Below are 16,277 nucleotides of genomic sequence, written 5' to 3'. Positions count from 1 at the left end.
ATGAGGAATTTCGACATCATAAAAGACATTGACGGATTAAGAACAATTTATCGTTATTGTGCTACGGCAGAGGATTTTCAAGTAGCTAATCCAATGGTCTCAGCCATGCAGGCACGACTTGCATTGGAAACGATGGTAAAGACCGTTTATCGCCTGAAAGGATGGCAAATAGGCGAACGTGCCTCGTTGCTTTCGCTCACCACCGATGAACGCTTTACGGCATTCATAAACAGCGAAGACCTGATGAAGCGCATCCACTATGTGCGCAAGATAGGAAACAATGCCGCACACGCCAGTGATGGATTTGTGGGACGTAGAGAGTCTTTCTTTGCCGTACTGAATCTATATTACATCATTGGTTCCATCTTATTGGCTTGGCAGGTGATTGACACATTGCCAGACTTTGATAAAGAGTTGATTCCCCAATCACCCCAACCAAGCGACCTTGCCGTTGTTCCTCAAACAGACCAAGCATCTTCAGCTACCACACAGACTGCCGATACTGCCGCAAAAGCGGTGAAAGAAAGTTCCGATGCACAGCCTACAACGGTGGATGCCCAGCCTGTTGTAAACGACCTCTCGGAAGCAGAAACCCGAAAATTATATATCGACCTGTTGCTCCACGAGGCAGGTTGGAAAGTATCTGAACATAAGGGCGAAATCATCCCCCGTCAAGCCGGAACAGAAATAGAAGTACAGGGGATGCCCAATGAGAGTGGTGTGGGATATGCAGACTATGTACTGTTTGATGCAGACGGAACGCCACTGGCAGTAGTAGAAGCCAAGCGCACCAGTGTGGATGCGGCAGCAGGTCGCCACCAAGCGGAATTGTATGCCGACTGTCTAGCTAAACACTACGCTTGTCCTCGTCCGGTTATCTACTACACCAATGGTTTTGAAACCCATATAATAGATGGTATCGGTTATCCGTCGCGCAAAGTGATGGGATTCCATACCATTGATGAATTGCGCAGAATGATTGCACAACGTGGCCGCAACGACATTACCGACTTGCAAATTTCGGACAAGATAACCAATCGCAACTACCAAAAGCGAGTGATTGAATCGGTGTGCAAACATTATAACGACAAGCATCGTCGTGCCCTATTGGTAATGGCTACCGGAACGGGAAAGACTCGTGTCAGTATTTCGCTTGTTGATGTATTAGTGCGAAACAATTGGGTAAAGAATGTGTTGTTCCTTGCCGACCGCATCGAACTGGTCAATCAGGCAAAAAAGAATTACACAAAGTTATTGCCCAATATGACGGTCAGCTCCTTGCGTGACAGTGATGTGGATATATCGGCACGTATCCTATTCTCCACTTATCAGACCATGATAGGACATCTGGACAGGGATGCCAAGACATTCTCATTAGGCAGATTTGACCTTATTATCATCGACGAGGCACACCGCAGTGTGTTCGGTAAATATGGAGCAATCTTTGAGTATTTCGATGGACTGCTCTTAGGACTGACGGCAACCCCTCGTGATGAAGTTGACCGCTCTACATACGACCTCTTCGGTATGGAACAAGGAGAACCGACCGACAGTTACGAATATGATGAAGCGGTGGCCGATGGGTATCTAAATCCATTTCGAGCCATAAAAGACAACTCAAAGATTCTGACCACAGGAATTGACCCCGAACAGCTTACCCCGAAAGAACGGGAGCAGTTGGAAGAGATTTTCGAGTATGAGAAGATGAAGGCAGGGCTGGAGCCGGATGCTCCATACAGCCGCACCATCAACGCAACAGAGATATTCAAATACATCTTCAACCAAGACACCGTAGACCATGTATTGAACAGGCTGATGAACGATGGCATCCGTGTGAAAGACGACACCCTGATAGGCAAGACCATCATTTTCGCCTATAATCACAAACACGCTGTGTTCATAGCCGAACGGTTTGCAGCCCTTTACCCCGACTTGGGAGCAGACTTCTGCCGGGTGATTGATAATTACGAGAAATATTCATCCGACCTGATTGATAAGTTTGCCGATGCAGAAAAGCAACCGCAAATTGCCGTATCTGTAGATATGCTCGACACTGGCATTGATGTGCCTGAAATCGTAAACTTGGTTTTCTTCAAACCTATCCACTCCAAGATAAAGTTCTGGCAGATGATTGGCAGAGGCACACGCCTGTGTGAAAACTTATTTAGCGAAGGTAGAGATAAAGAAGAATTTTTGATATTCGATTTCTATCGAAACTTTGAGTATTTTGAAATGAATCCCGAAGGAGCCAAACCCTCCAAATCACAGTCTATTGTAAGTATGCTTTTTAATCTTCGCACGGATATTAAATTCGCCTTGCAGGATGGAGCATATCAAAGCAAGGAGGAATCAAAGGCTTTTCACGACAACCTTGCCGACATATTACACAAGCAGATAGCCGAACTTAACAGAAATCGGATAGATGTGCGCCTTCAGCTGAGAGCCGTAGAGACATACACCACACTGGAAGCAATGACTTGTTTAACTCTTGGTGATGTAATGGCAATGAAAGGAAATATCTCACCTTTATTCAAAAATGCAACGACAGACACTTCTGCTTTAAAGTTTGACGCTCTTGTGCTAAAATCACAACTTGCATTGGTTGATGAAACGGTTAATTCCACCTCGTCAGAGCGGAAAATAATGGACATAGCAAGTTATCTCAAAGAGAAGAAAGCCTCCATTCCGCAAGTGATGGCTAAGATGAATGTGCTGAACGAGGTGCTGTCCGCTCATTTCTGGGAATCGAAAAGCCTTGACTCACTCGAACGCATCAGGCTGGAGCTTCGTGAGCTTATCCAATACTTGGATGGTGGCACGGCAGGGCAGACATTTACAATCAATGTTACCGACACATTTGAAGAAGACAATTCTGGCGTCAATGTAACCCCTATCCGCACCTATCGCCGCAGAGTGGAAGACTATCTCAAAGAGCATCTATCAGATGATGACGCCTTGCAGAAGATATATCACCTTGAACCGCTGTCCGAACAGGACATTGCCCGATTGGAACAGATTTTCTGGGAAGAATTAGGCTCAAAAGAAGAATTTGATGCACAAACGAGAACAAAACCATACCAACATAACGTAGCCGCCTTCATCCGTTCCATCATTGGTGTGGAACAGGATGTGGCTCTTGAAAAATATCGTGCATTGATACATGGTGCGGAACTAACCCGTATGCAAGAGGAGTATCTGCGTACACTCATCCGCTATGTATGCGAGAATGGCGATATTGCCACTGTGGTATTACAAAAACCACCATTCAATAAATTCCCTACCATCTTCCGAGATAGTTCCAAATCACTTATTGATTATGTAAAACTTATCAGTCAGGTAATTGCAGCGTAAATAAATATTTGTATAATCGGATGCACTATAACATATAATTTGAATTACGAGTAATATGGAAATTATCAATCTACTGGACTTCACAGACCGCAACGAGCTGAGGAATTGGCTGAAGGCTAACCACAACCAAGCGAAATCGTGTTGGGTTATCACTTCACGCTCTAAACAGCCCACATACAAATGTATTCCATACATTGAGGTCGTTGAGGAAGCATTATGCTTCGGGTGGATTGATTCAACTATAAAGAAATTACCTGACGGACGTCTTGCACAACGGCTTTCACCTCGTCGCAAAAGAAGTCATTGGACTGAGTTAAACAAAGAACGCTGTATGAATCTTGAAGACCGAGGACTTATGACAGATGCCGGACGACAAGCATTTGAGAAATCTTATCCCTACGAAGTTGTCCCCAAAGGCTCTCTTATGGAAGAAATTATCACGAAACATAATATGGAATTGAGACCGGAGCTATATAAGTAAGGTTTCACAATTCTAAAATGTAATAAGGATGATGGAAGAAAGTAGTATATCCACTATCCGCTCTGATTTTGAGCAGATAAAAAAGCAGAATGAAAACGGTTCAGAGTATTGGACTTCTCGTGATTTGTGCGTTGCATTAGGTTATAGTACCTATCAAAAATTCACACGCACAATAAGCAAAGCCATTGCGATAGCCAATCATAAAGGACTTAATACAACAGAGCATTTTAACCATACGGTTGAAATGGTCAGATTAGGTTCCGGCTCATTCCGTAAAGTAGAAAACATACACTTATCACGCATGGCTTGTCTGATAATTGCGGAAAATGCCGATGGAAAGAAACCACAAGTGCAAATAGCAAGAGAATACTTCAGACAGGAAACACCTACTTCTGAATTAATCAGCAACAGTTTATCATCCAATATTTTACTCTATAAAACGAAGCAAGGGGAAACACATATTGAGGTCATCTTCAACAGTGAAACATTCTGGATGTCACAAAAACGTATGGCTGATTTGTTTGGAGTGGATGTGCGCACTATCAACTATCATCTTGGGCAGATTTATGAATCAGGAGAGCTCACCAAAGAGGCAACTATCCGAAAAATTGGGATAGTTCAATCAGAAGGAGAACGAGACGTAGAACGGACACCATTGTTCTATAATTTGGATGCCATCATTGCCGTAGGCTATCGTGTCAACAGCTACCAAGCTACCCAATTCAGAATTTGGGCGACATCTGTTCTGAAAGAAATGATAGTCAAAGGATTCGTGTTAAATGATGAACGGTTGAAACAGGGCAAGCATTTTGGCAAAGATTATTTTGATGATTTATTAGAACGCATCCGGGAAATACGAGCTTCGGAACGCCGATATTATCAAAAAATCACTGATGTATATGCCGAATGTAGTGCCGATTATGACCCCAAATCCGAAACGACCCAACTGTTTTTCAAAATGGTACAGAATATGATGCATTGGGCTATTACCCACCAAACGGCAGCAGAAATCGTATTTTCAAGAGCAGATGCAGAAATGCCTCACATGGGGCTTACCACTTGGAAAAATGCGCCTGATGGCAGAGTTCAAAAATCAGACACAATAGTTGCCAAAAACTACTTGCCCGATAAGGAAGTCTTAGCCTTAAATCGGCTCTCAACCGCATTCCTTGATTTTGCAGAACTTCGTGCAGAAAGGCAGATTATTACCACGATGGCAGATTGGAAAAAACAATTGGATGAGTTCTTGACTTCATACAAATATGACACCTTGAACGATGCCGGAACTATTTCCGCAGAACAGGCGAGAGAAAAAGCATACGCTGAATACGACAAATTTCGCTTGATTCAAGATAAAGAATATCTTTCTGATTTTGATAAGGAAATCAAGGCGTGGAAAGAGAAAGGATTGTTTGATAAGGATTAATTCTGTCGATATAAGCACTTTATCAGGAACATAAAATGAATCATAGCAACACATTCTCACTATCTTTTCCCGAAGCCAAGACAATTATTGTTTCCGGTGATATTCATGGAGACTTTAATCAATTAGTGTTCAAACTCTGTATTCAATACAAGTTGAAGGACACTCTATTGATTGTAGCTGGGGATTGTGGCTTTGGCTTTGAAAAGAAAGAATACTATGAGCAAATGGTTAGACGAAATGCCAAGCGAATGAACCAAGCCAACAATTGGATTGTATTTGTGCGTGGCAATCATGATAATCCAGCTTATTTCGATGGAACAACATTCAATTACAAACGCTTCATCGCTGTTCCTGATTATACTATTCTTCAAGCCTGTAATCATACCATCCTTTGTGTAGGTGGAGCAATTTCCATTGACCGTATTTATCGCATAAATGAATGGAACAAACGAAAGTATCGTGTTCATTCCAATGAGTTGCAAGAAAATGATATTTCCCGCAATTTATATTGGCAGAGCGAAGCTCCTATTTACGATTCGGATAAGATGAATATTATCCGTGCAGACTTCTTGATTGATACAGTTGTCACACATACTGCGCCATCACATTGTGAGCTATTCTTAAAAAGCAACCTCAATCAATGGGCTGAGAACGATTCATCACTTCTTGATGATGTACAATCTGAAAGAAAAACAATGGATATACTCCTGCATCATCTCAAAACTGACAATCACCCGTTGAACCATTGGTACTATGGTCATTTCCATCAAAGCTGGCATTCCGCCATTGACGGAATACTATATCAGATGCTCGACATTATGGAGTTCAGCCAAGTCTATTGATTTATACCATTTCAGGTATAATATTGATGTTCGATGCAGGATTATACCCGATAGGATATAATGGTTTCCTCCAAATAAAAGTGTACCATTTATGGCACACAAACACTTTTCCAAGCGAATAATTCAGTTTCGCTACACTTTTTCCAACGAATCGAGTCCCCAAAATAATCGGAGCGCAAAAAATCCCATCACAAACCACAGAAATTCCAAGAAAACCACTACCTTTGCATTCAGCAAGCGTTCTGTAACATCCATGCGGAAATTCCCTATCATTCAACGCGTTGAATCTGATAGCGAATATTCCACAAAAGGGCTGAAAAGAGGCGGTACAACACGTATATGCAAAACTGTGAAATACAACGGTTTGCATTTGTCCCCACATTCTGTGTACTTGCAAAAACAGAGGTTGTACCGATTAAAATGAATAGTCACTGATAGTCAGTGATGTAAATATGTTGCATCGGAAAATAATAAAAACCTAGCGTAAAAGTTTCCAAAACATATAACACCATCAATAAATAGCAATATGCCCATCATCGAAATATCATCACTATCCTACCCAGGAGTAGAAATCTTCAGTACTCTCACCGAAGCACAGTTACGCAATCGTATCGAACCATCCAAAGGTATTTTTATCACAGAAAGTCCTAAAGTTATTTCTGTGGCTATCAATGCAGGCTATGAACCTTTAGCTCTCTTATGTGAGCGAAAGCATATCACAGGTGATGTTGCAACTATCATTGAACGTTGTGGAAATATTCCGGTCTATACAGGTAAAAGAGAATTGCTTGCTACCTTGACCGGATACACTCTGACCCGTGGTGTTCTTTGCGCTATGCGTCGCCCTAAACCACATAGCATCGAAGAAATATGTCGGGAAGCCCGCCGCATCGTGGTAATAGACGGCGTAGTTGATGCAACCAATATCGGAGCCATTTTCCGTTCTGCTGCTGCTCTTGGCATAGATGCTGTATTGCTCACCCCTACTTCCTGTGATCCGCTCAACCGTCGTGCAGTAAGAGTATCTATGGGGTCAGTCTTTCTGGTACCATGGACTTGGCTGGATACCACCTTTAGCAAACTTCATGATTTAGGATTCCGTACAGCAGCTATGGCACTAACAGATCATTCCATCTCCATCGATAACCCTCTTTTGGCAACCGAACCTAAATTAGCTATTATAATGGGAACTGAAGGAGACGGACTATCATACGAAACGATTGCCGAAGCCGACTATGTAGTACGCATCCCCATGTCACATGATGTCGACTCACTCAATGTGGCAGCAGCCGCTGCCGTAGCTTTTTGGCAACTCCGTGCACCGGATTCCAACAAGTAATAGTATAATTCTCATTTTCCTTCTATCGCAATCTTAATCACCCCTTCCAATCTATTTTCGAAAATATGATATGCCTCTTCAATCTTCCCCAAAGGAAACCGATGTGTAATAAGCGGCGTAGTATCTATCTTTCCTTCCTCAATCAAACGGAGTATTTCGGCGCAGTCGCATCCGTTAACCCCACCTGTTTTGATAGTCAGATTCTTACCATACATATCCGGTAAGGGAAGGAGCTGAGGTTTGTCATAAAGGGCTACTACAGTGACGACCGCATTAGGACGGGCACATTCCCATGCCATACGGAAAGTATCTTCAACCCCAGCCACTTCCAACACAACATCAGCACCGCCATGCTCACTGTTTCGAAGCACAAAATCTCTACAATTCTCCGGTATTGTCACCAGCACATCAGGATAATGCTCACGAATAAACCGAATCCTTTCAGAAGACTTTTCACAAACAATAATGCGTTTCGGTTTCTTCAACATCACACAAAGCAAAGTGCATATTCCGGTAGGTCCCGCCCCTATAATAAGTACAGTATCATCTTCAGAAATCTCCGAGATACGAGTCGCCCAAAAACCAGTTGCAAGCACATCGCCTACAAAAAGCGCCTGCTCATCACTCACCGAATCAGGAATACGGTTCAATCCCTGATCGGCATAAGGGACTCTGACATACTCCGCCTGTCCGCCATCAATACGGCATCCTAATGCCCAACCACCATTCACATCCGTACAGTTATTCACATATCCGTGTTGACAGAAAAAGCATTCGCCGCAAAAAGTCTCAACATTTACAGTAACCCTGTCACCCGGTTTGACCGAAATTACACTGCTCCCAACCTGTTCAACAACACCCACCATTTCGTGCCCGACCGTTATTCCGGGGACAGCACGCGGCACGCTACCATGTTTAATATGCAAATCACTGGTACAGATACTGCCAAGTGTTACACGAACAATAGCGTCGCGCGAATCTCTCAAATCGGGTGTTGGTTTGTCCAACAGCCCGAATCTTCCATGTTCGATATATGTATATGCAAGCATAGCATCCCTCCTTTATTATCAGTTCCTAATTTTTTTTTTGCGAATATAATCATAACGCACATAATAAAAGAACGATAACACAAAAAACACTACTCTTTATTGCTTGCATTCCACACCAGCAACGCCAATAACACGGACAGCAATGCCGCACCTATCCAGAACCAATTGATATAGGTAAAATCATAGACCTCCACACCATTAACAAACCGCTTATTACCTTCAATCAAGACACCACTCATCACATCCTGCAAACCGGCACCGATATAACTCGCAATACCCACTACACCCAAAGCCGCACCGGAAGCGTTACGGGGAGCAATATCCACGGCCATCAAGCCACCCAGAAAGCAAATCAGCACACCGATACCCAGACCGAAAAGAATCATAGACAAGGCATCCAACCAGAAATGCACTCCCGGAACAAGCAGGAAAAGACAAAGGGAAAAAACATTCATCAATCCGAAAATCAAGGCCGGAATATTACGACGCCCGCAGAAAAAACGGTCAGAGATAACTCCGGAAAACATCGTCCCCACAATGCCGCACACCGAACTGATGGAAATGATAAAGCTCGCATCCAATGTGGAATAACCTTTCTCAGCCTGAAGATAGAAAACACCCCAGCTGTTAACCGCATAGCGGCTGATATACATGAAAGCACTGCTGAAAGCAAGTATCCAGATGGCAGGATTTCTCAAAACAGACTTCTGGGCACGGTTGAACTCGTCCGTTTCCACAGAATCCACCGCCTTTTTAGCCGCAGGAGCATTGACAGCCGGAAGACCCTTGCTCTGGGGAGTGTCATGAAAGAAACGCCAGACAATCAAAGCGCCAATCAGCCCCACAAGGCCGGCACCGAGAAAACCGTAACGCCATCCGAGTGCGCTGACAATGGAAGCGACGATGATAAAGGTCATTGCCTCACCGATATTATGGCTGGCACTCCAGAAGCCATAGAAGGAGCCACGCTCCTTGTCGGTAAACCAGCGGGACAGACCGACCACACAGGAAGCAGCTCCCATAGACTGAAACCAACCGCTGATACCCCAAAGTACGGCAAACAGGATGAAAGAATGTACAAAGCCCAAACAAAGGTTCACCAATGCGGTCACCAGCAGACCGGTTGACATGAAGCGGTTGATATTGCTACGGTCCGCAAGGAAACCGTTCGTAAACTTACCGACAGCATAGGTAAAGAACAGGACGGCGCCAATGATACCCAGTTCGGTTTCCGAAAAGACACCTTCATCCACTATCGGTTTCTTCACGACGTTAAGGCTCAGACGGCAAACGTAATATATGCCATAACCCAATGTGGCGGCAAGAAAAGTAGACCATTGCAAACGCTTCAAGCGCCGTCTATCCTCAGGCCGGAAATCACTAGAAAGCGAGTTGGAGGACAAAGCTCCGCCGTTACAGGGTTTCGCTTGCGATACCCTGTAAAAATCAATAATAGACTTAAACATAACACTCAATCTTTATTCATGCAGTTTCCTGCCTCTTAGATATTCCAGTAACAGGGCGGGACGGTCAGTCTGAATCAGGCGGGCTCCCTGACCGATTATCCATCCCCAGCTCTCATCCGGTTGACACAGTTCCACGGCACGGTCATCATCATGTCCGCCACAGAGTTCGGGCCAGAGGCTGTTGATAAAGATTTTTGCACCACTATCACGCACTTTCTTTATCAACCGCTGTACTTCGGGACCATCATTATTAAACACCAGCTCAAAGGCTTTAGGGTTCATGTGAGTAAGATAGCTGTCAATAACGGCTTCCGCATCCGCCTTATGTAAATTCACCACAGGCATGAAAAGCATTTTATTCAGTACATCGCCATTCTCCGCCTTGACCTGTTCGTAAGGCAAACCGGCTTTCACGACGCACTGGTCCACCGTACCTGTTTTTTCAAGGATGGCGTAAGCATCTTTAAAATAATCATAACCCTTGTCCACGTTCACCATTATCTTACCTTTGCACAATGTCATCACCTCTTCAAAGGTAGGAATCTGATGACGAGTTTTACAACCGGCACCGTTCTTCAGTCTCAACATTTGTAATTCTGCCAATGTATAATCCTCAGGACGCCCTTTCCCGTTCATGGTACGATTAATCAGCTTATCATGCATCAAGACAAGATGCCCATCCTTTGTTTTTTTCAAATCAATTTCTACCATATCCACTCCCATATCAATGCAGTTCAGAATTCCTTGCAAAGAGTTTTCAGGAGCATTACGCCAATCCCCACGATGAGCAACAACTAAAAGTTGAGATAGATTGTCATTCAAAAAAGTATTTCTAATTTCATCAGCTTTGTTCTGTCCCCAACATAACTGGGTGAAAACAAACAATAAGAAAAACCAATATAATCTTTTCATAATATGTTTCTTTTTAATAAGTTTACTGTACACCGCTTATTATCTTTTCAAAAGTTTCACGAATACGGGATGGAACAGGGCGTATTTTGTTATAATCACAATCTTTCATTGCCTCATACATAAACACTCCTTGATATCCGTTACTCCGCAAATCTCTCATAAAGTTTTGCCAATCTATTTTCCCTTGAGTAGGAAGCCAATGACACTCATTCACCAAATCAAAATCCGAAGCATGAATTGTTCCTACATATTGACCTAATACCTCCATAAAATGCCTTGTGGACCCCTTCGTATAATGATTTGTATCAAAACATACTTTTACACCGGGAATATCATGAATGAGTTTTAACAATTCTTCAGGCGTATTTCCTAAACAAGTACGTGGCAAGTTTTCAATACACAACTGTGCTCCTATACGGTCGGCATATGGTTTAAGATAAATAATAGAATGCCGTGCATTTTTTATACGTTGTGCACGAATACTATCCGCTATCGGTTCTGAACTGGGATGTAAAACTAATCGTGCAGGTTTAAAATGCCTGCATTGTTCTATCATCCGTGCCATAAAACGAACATTCTCTTCACGGAGCGAATCATCCAAAACCGAAATATCCAATACCCGTGAAAAAGGTAAGTGAACGGACCACACCTGCATACCTGCGCTATCAATTTTACTCTTCATCATTTTAATACGAGGTATTACTTCTTCCGCCGGAACACCCCGATAACACTGATTAAAAGCTACTTCTACATAATGAACACCCTGTTCTTTTGCTTTCTTGAAGTCTGCTGCCACCGGATTTTTCCAAATGGCAGTGGTTGTCCCCACCTCATACTGTTGCGCATGGCAAATGAATGAGAATGTAGACAACACTGTCATAAGTATATACTTTCTCATTAGTTCAATTTTCCGTTCTTCCAAACCAGTTTTTCGCCCCACATAGGCACATACGTCTGTTCACAGTTTATCTTTGAGGCACGTTCCAAAGCCATTTCAACAGACCATCTGGACGAATCGGTATCTGCATGGGCAAGTTCCAGTATATGAGACAATAATACATAATCAGGAAGCGTCTGTCCCAAACCTGTACCAATAATATTATTTTCGGTCAAGGCATTCGGTGCATAACGTGGAATCAGGACATTCACATGAGATGCAATATTAGTAAATTGTTCCGGTTTAAAATTTGAATCCCCCGTATGTATCAAAGTAAAGTTACCGGTGTCTTCACCACAATCTATATAAAAGACTGTTACGAAATTGGATAAACCGGAATTATTATGATCGGTTATGCTGGTGTGAATAGCAAAGTTACCGATTGTATAATCCGTCGGAGTTTTAGAGGTATATTCATACGACTCATCTTGCAGATAGTTCGAAAGAACCGGTTTGCCAAGGTCAAACATCGCTTGAATCAGTTCCTTATTATAATGATCGGCATGATTATGAGTCACACATAAAAAATCAATATAAGGAGCCAACTCTTTTGCCCAACGATGAGAAATATCTATGGCGAAACAACCCGATGACGTTTTTATCACATATCCCATATTGTACAGTTGCCACAATTCAACGGTGCCTTCTTCTACTGAAGAATTTTTAATATCCTCCAAAACACGATCAAATGCACTACGATAATATATTAATATAGGGTCTGCTTTCTCCATATTTTCACTAGTCTGATCATATCCGCTCAGAAAAGTTGAAAAGTAATCACTTAAACAATTATCTGCATATCCTTGTATTTTAGTTAAAGCTCCGGTTCGTTTTGCGTCAAGAGTAAGTGGAGACGTGCTCCACAATTCTTGTACTGTAACATTGACTTCTTCCGAGAGGTCATCAAGAATTCCTTCATATCCTGTCGTTATGTCATCATTATCATTACTGCAACTCATGAGCCCTACCGCCAATAAGCAGGTAAGGAAATATTTTATTTTTCTTATATTGTCCATAAACTTTCTATATCTTTAAAATTCATATTTACTTCTGACGGTTGGTACCTTGCAGGTCGCCGCCACGCATACTCCAGGAGGATGCTTCAAAGACCTTATCAATAGCCAAAGCCTTAATAGATCCGATGTTTCCTTTGATAGTACCACAATAAAGACGTTTATCCGGCCCAATCGTAACACCTGCCATGACTTGTCCAACATTAGGTATCATACTATTGACTTCTCCATCAATAGTATTCAATCCAAATACTGCAAATCCTTTTTGAGTTCCCATATAAAGTACACCATCATCACTTAAAGCAAGGCCATTATAAATTAAATTATAAGTTGTTGTTAATCCCTTCGTCCATTTTTTATTTCCATTAGTCGGATCTACTGCATATACATTAGCAGATTTTTTTTCTGTAAAATATATAACCCCATCTTTGTCCACTACAGGAAAGTAACTATCATCGGTAGAAACAGGACAACTCCATTCTCTTACTCCTGTATCCATATTGATCGATATCAATCCACCTTTACTTTTCAATGCTGCATACAAATGTTTTCCATTCAAAGCAAACGCACCAGTTTCCGTAACTTTCGTTTCTTCTGATGTTTCCCAACGCTTTTCTCCCTCCGAAGTATAAGAGTAAATTTTCGCATTGGTACCCGCATAAATATTCCCAGCTTTATCGACAGCAACTGCACTTCCTATCCCGCTTTTATCTAATTCCTCGGCCCATTCTATCTCTCCATTTGCTGCATTAAGAGCATATAATGTAGCCTTATTAGTGAGACAATAAAGTTTACTCCCATCTATTGATAATGCAGGAAAAGCATCAATTCCGGCATCTAATTTTACAGACCAAAGTTTAGTACCATCAGGTTTAATGGCATATACATTATCTTTAGAATTGTTGCCTACACATTGATAGATAATCCCATCATCTCCAACCAATGCGCCACCACCACCTTTATTATTGGAATAACCAATTGCAAATACCCATTTAATAACTCCACTGGCAACATCGATGGCAAATAGATGTCCGGACAAATCTTTCACAGTAGTTGGGATATACATTGTTTTACCATCTAATGAAAATACCGGATTAGACGCTTTTACATCACCATTATAATTTGCAAATTTCAAGTCTACCGAATTCCATTTATAATCTACTATTATAACTTTCAGGCTTCCTGTATCAACAGTACCGTTCGTGTAAGTCACTGTCACGGAAACGACATACTCATCAATAGCTCCATACGCATGCTTTGGACTTAGTTCCACAGATGTCGTTCCATCACCAAAATCCCAATTTACAGACTGTACATCACCTCCCATAAAAAACATGTCATTCAATGTAAATGTCACAGGCTCCCAAAGTGTCAGTTCCGTCTTTTCAGACTGATCAACCAAAATAGGAGAAACCTTTCCCGGAGTAGCCGAAACCTCAACAGGTTCAGAGTTTCCCGTAGGATAAGAAGCTACCATACTAAAAGTATATTCCATATCATTAGTCAATCCTTCAATGATATAAGACTCCAATGAAGTATCATCCAATGTTATTACCTTACCACTCGGGCTCACAGTTATCTGATAGTTCGTAAAACGTTCACTATTAGGTTTTGTCCAACTCAACCGCACCCGCTCATTACCAGCAGTAGCCGTTAAGTCCGTAACAGGATAACGTGCATTCTTGGGAGTACAATTTACAGACGTTTTACCGGCCAGCCCACCTGCATAACGAGGTTGTACGGAAAAACCATAAGTCATGTCATTCACCAAATTCTCTACAACTACACTTTTCTTGTCAGCTTCTACTGTCATCTGTCCGCCATCATCCTCAGCGGCTCCGGTAGTCCAGATAACCAGATATTCGGATGGGTGAGCGTTTTCATAGTCTTCCCAGGTCAGAGTTACATTCATATCTCCGGCACTTGCCTCTAAAGATTTCAATTCATACAAATCAAAATTAGCCTTCGGCAGCTCTTCTTCACATGCAGTAAAAACTGCCGCAAAGACAAAAAATAAACTATATATTACTTTTTTCATTGTCTGTTTCTTTAAGTTTAACAAGGAATCAATATCCGGGATTTTGCCATAGAAGTTTCTCATTATTGATACGTTCCAGTTCCGTTTTGGGAATAGGATACAGGAATTGGTAATCTTGAATTTCATGTCCTTCCGCTTTCATAGCCTCTTTAGCGCCCCCCATTCGTACAAGGTCAAACCATCGATGTCCTTCGTAGGGGAACTCGCGCTGACGCTCCAACATAATCGCCTTGCGGAAACTATCCTTATCAGGAAGCTCTGCGATCTGTATGGCAGAACTGCATGAACGTGTATGAACCGCATTCAAAGCATTCATGGCAACAGAGGTCTGCGAGTTGCTATACTCTATTTCGTTTAGAGCCTCGGCATACATAAGCAGTACATCGGCATAGCGCAAAACAATCTGGTCATTACCCACCGTATTATAAGTGGCGCTCTTGACATCCTTGAATTTTTTCAACACAAAGACCTTGCTTTCCACTTGTGTATATTCTATCAATTCCTTACGTTTATCATCAGCGTCCGAATAACACTTTTTCAATGCTTCCGTCTGGTTGGTATCATCGCTCAGATTGGTTATGGAGAACCAATAGCCATGCCCCTCACCCTCTATATCCTTATTGAAACGAACTGCAAAAATGACCTCATTATTCATTTCATTATCCACATCGAATACTTTGTCCGGAGAAGACATCAAACTATATTTACCTATAATCTGAGACAGAACATCCCTTGCTTCCTCCCACTTATGGAAAGTTAGATACACCTTACCCAACAGCGCTTTGGCAGCTCCCGAAGTTATACGCCCTACTTCGGTACCTGTGTACGACTGAGGCAACATATTATTTTCTATTATCTGCTTCAAATCACCTGTCAGAAAATCATAAACCTGTTGTTCCGAACTGCGTCCGATCGCCAGCGCTTCAGAAACGGTTACGACTTTATCAGTCATAGGTACTCCTCCCCATAAACGGTACATATTAAAATACGTCAGGGCACGGATAAACAAGGCTTCAGCTTTATACTGCTTTTTCAACGCTTCATCGAAATCCGCTCCATCTATTTTATCCAGCACCAGATTACAACGGTACACACCATTATTAAAATTAGCCCATGCATCCTGCAAGATACCATTCGACGGTTTATCGGAAAACTGGTCTATATCATACCGGTCTTGCGTTCCGGTAGTGGGAGCGCTCAAATACAGATTATCACTCCGATATTCACAGCACTCGGTAAAATAGCTTACCTGCGTCTGCAACTTTGAATAACAACCTATAACCGCTACATTAAAATCCTCGGCCGTCTTATATATCTTATCCGTAGGTACACTACTGCTCGGTTCCAAATCGAAAAAATTATCAGTACAGGACACCGACAGAAAAGCGGCTGATGCTATTAGAAGAAGTTTATATTTTTTCAT

The 16,277-nt window shown here is 42.2% G+C and carries 13 protein-coding genes; 5 read left to right on the top strand and 8 right to left on the bottom strand.

All coding sequences use genetic code 11. From position 1 onward, the window contains the following. The 4 genes from I2F54_RS08480 to I2F54_RS08465 all read left to right on the top strand — a co-directional run bounded on the left by I2F54_RS08480 (position 1) and on the right by I2F54_RS08465 (position 6,100). Positions 1-3,351 (top strand): DEAD/DEAH box helicase family protein, encoded by a 3,351-nt coding sequence (locus I2F54_RS08480; RefSeq protein ID WP_195500961.1) that lies wholly within the window; start codon positions 1-3, stop codon positions 3,349-3,351. Positions 3,352-3,682: 331 nt separating this feature from the next. Further along, positions 3,683-3,832, top strand: a complete 150-nt coding sequence (locus tag I2F54_RS16190) for a hypothetical protein (RefSeq protein WP_229097155.1) — start codon at positions 3,683-3,685, stop codon at positions 3,830-3,832. A gap of 28 nt (positions 3,833-3,860) precedes the next feature. Beyond that, positions 3,861-5,258, top strand: a complete 1,398-nt coding sequence (gene rhuM / locus I2F54_RS08470) for a RhuM family protein (protein ID WP_195500959.1) — start codon at positions 3,861-3,863, stop codon at positions 5,256-5,258. Positions 5,259-5,293: 35 nt separating this feature from the next. Next, positions 5,294-6,100 (top strand): metallophosphoesterase family protein, encoded by an 807-nt coding sequence (locus I2F54_RS08465; RefSeq protein ID WP_195500958.1) that lies wholly within the window; start codon positions 5,294-5,296, stop codon positions 6,098-6,100. 132 nt (positions 6,101-6,232) lie between these two features. Here I2F54_RS08465 and I2F54_RS08460 read toward each other — a convergent pair whose 3' ends face one another. Continuing rightward, entirely contained in the window at positions 6,233-6,373 is a 141-nt protein-coding gene (locus I2F54_RS08460; RefSeq protein ID WP_195500957.1) for a hypothetical protein, read from the bottom strand. A gap of 253 nt (positions 6,374-6,626) precedes the next feature. Between I2F54_RS08460 and I2F54_RS08455 the strand changes: the two genes are divergently transcribed. Further along, positions 6,627-7,439 carry a TrmH family RNA methyltransferase gene (locus tag I2F54_RS08455; protein ID WP_195500956.1) on the top strand — a complete coding sequence of 271 codons (813 nt, stop codon included), beginning with the start codon at positions 6,627-6,629 and terminating at the stop codon, positions 7,437-7,439. An 11-nt stretch (positions 7,440-7,450) separates the two neighbouring features. Here I2F54_RS08455 and I2F54_RS08450 read toward each other — a convergent pair whose 3' ends face one another. From I2F54_RS08450 to I2F54_RS08420, 7 genes are all read right to left on the bottom strand, one after another. Beyond that, positions 7,451-8,488: an alcohol dehydrogenase gene (locus I2F54_RS08450; protein ID WP_195500955.1), complete on the bottom strand. Its 1,038-nt coding sequence runs from the start codon at positions 8,486-8,488 to the stop codon at positions 7,451-7,453. Positions 8,489-8,577: 89 nt separating this feature from the next. Next, on the bottom strand, positions 8,578-9,954 hold the full coding sequence (locus I2F54_RS08445; RefSeq protein WP_195500954.1) for an MFS transporter: 1,377 nt from the start codon (positions 9,952-9,954) through the stop codon (positions 8,578-8,580). Positions 9,955-9,966: 12 nt separating this feature from the next. Then, positions 9,967-10,866, bottom strand: a complete 900-nt coding sequence (locus I2F54_RS08440; protein ID WP_195500953.1) for a glycerophosphodiester phosphodiesterase family protein — start codon at positions 10,864-10,866, stop codon at positions 9,967-9,969. Positions 10,867-10,888: 22 nt separating this feature from the next. After that, positions 10,889-11,764, bottom strand: coding sequence for a sugar phosphate isomerase/epimerase family protein (locus tag I2F54_RS08435; RefSeq protein WP_195501031.1), 876 nt, complete (start codon positions 11,762-11,764; stop codon positions 10,889-10,891). After that, a complete protein-coding gene (locus tag I2F54_RS08430; RefSeq protein ID WP_009121331.1) occupies positions 11,764-12,819 on the bottom strand; it encodes an MBL fold metallo-hydrolase in 1,056 nt (351 codons plus the stop codon). Before I2F54_RS08430 ends, I2F54_RS08435 begins: the two co-directional genes overlap by 1 nt. A gap of 28 nt (positions 12,820-12,847) precedes the next feature. Beyond that, a complete protein-coding gene (locus I2F54_RS08425; protein WP_195500952.1) occupies positions 12,848-14,854 on the bottom strand; it encodes an outer membrane protein assembly factor BamB family protein in 2,007 nt (668 codons plus the stop codon). A gap of 28 nt (positions 14,855-14,882) precedes the next feature. Next, the gene (locus tag I2F54_RS08420) at positions 14,883-16,277 is read right to left on the bottom strand and encodes a RagB/SusD family nutrient uptake outer membrane protein (protein ID WP_009121329.1); all 1,395 of its coding nucleotides are present in this window, start codon (positions 16,275-16,277) and stop codon (positions 14,883-14,885) included.

Source organism: Bacteroides clarus (genome assembly GCF_015555825.1).
Taxonomy (GTDB): domain Bacteria; phylum Bacteroidota; class Bacteroidia; order Bacteroidales; family Bacteroidaceae; genus Bacteroides; species Bacteroides clarus.
The sequence above is the reverse complement of the archived record's forward strand: the minus strand, read 5'-3'. Positions and strand labels throughout refer to the sequence as shown.

Excerpts from the sequence above, each read along its gene's own strand:
- I2F54_RS08435 (WP_195501031.1), bottom strand. The coding sequence starts at position 11,764 with ATGAGAAAGTATATACTTATGACAGTGTTGTCTACATTCTCATTCATT.
- I2F54_RS08440 (WP_195500953.1), bottom strand. The coding sequence starts at position 10,866 with ATGAAAAGATTATATTGGTTTTTCTTATTGTTTGTTTTCACCCAGTTA.
- I2F54_RS08430 (WP_009121331.1), bottom strand. The coding sequence starts at position 12,819 with ATGGACAATATAAGAAAAATAAAATATTTCCTTACCTGCTTATTGGCG.
- I2F54_RS08465 (WP_195500958.1), top strand. The coding sequence starts at position 5,294 with ATGAATCATAGCAACACATTCTCACTATCTTTTCCCGAAGCCAAGACA.
- I2F54_RS08420 (WP_009121329.1), bottom strand. The coding sequence starts at position 16,277 with ATGAAAAAATATAAACTTCTTCTAATAGCATCAGCCGCTTTTCTGTCG.
- I2F54_RS08480 (WP_195500961.1), top strand. The coding sequence starts at position 1 with ATGAGGAATTTCGACATCATAAAAGACATTGACGGATTAAGAACAATT.
- I2F54_RS08460 (WP_195500957.1), bottom strand. The coding sequence starts at position 6,373 with ATGATAGGGAATTTCCGCATGGATGTTACAGAACGCTTGCTGAATGCA.
- I2F54_RS08455 (WP_195500956.1), top strand. The coding sequence starts at position 6,627 with ATGCCCATCATCGAAATATCATCACTATCCTACCCAGGAGTAGAAATC.
- I2F54_RS16190 (WP_229097155.1), top strand. The coding sequence starts at position 3,683 with ATGAATCTTGAAGACCGAGGACTTATGACAGATGCCGGACGACAAGCA.
- rhuM (WP_195500959.1), top strand. The coding sequence starts at position 3,861 with ATGATGGAAGAAAGTAGTATATCCACTATCCGCTCTGATTTTGAGCAG.
- I2F54_RS08450 (WP_195500955.1), bottom strand. The coding sequence starts at position 8,488 with ATGCTTGCATATACATATATCGAACATGGAAGATTCGGGCTGTTGGAC.
- I2F54_RS08445 (WP_195500954.1), bottom strand. The coding sequence starts at position 9,954 with ATGTTTAAGTCTATTATTGATTTTTACAGGGTATCGCAAGCGAAACCC.
- I2F54_RS08425 (WP_195500952.1), bottom strand. The coding sequence starts at position 14,854 with ATGAAAAAAGTAATATATAGTTTATTTTTTGTCTTTGCGGCAGTTTTT.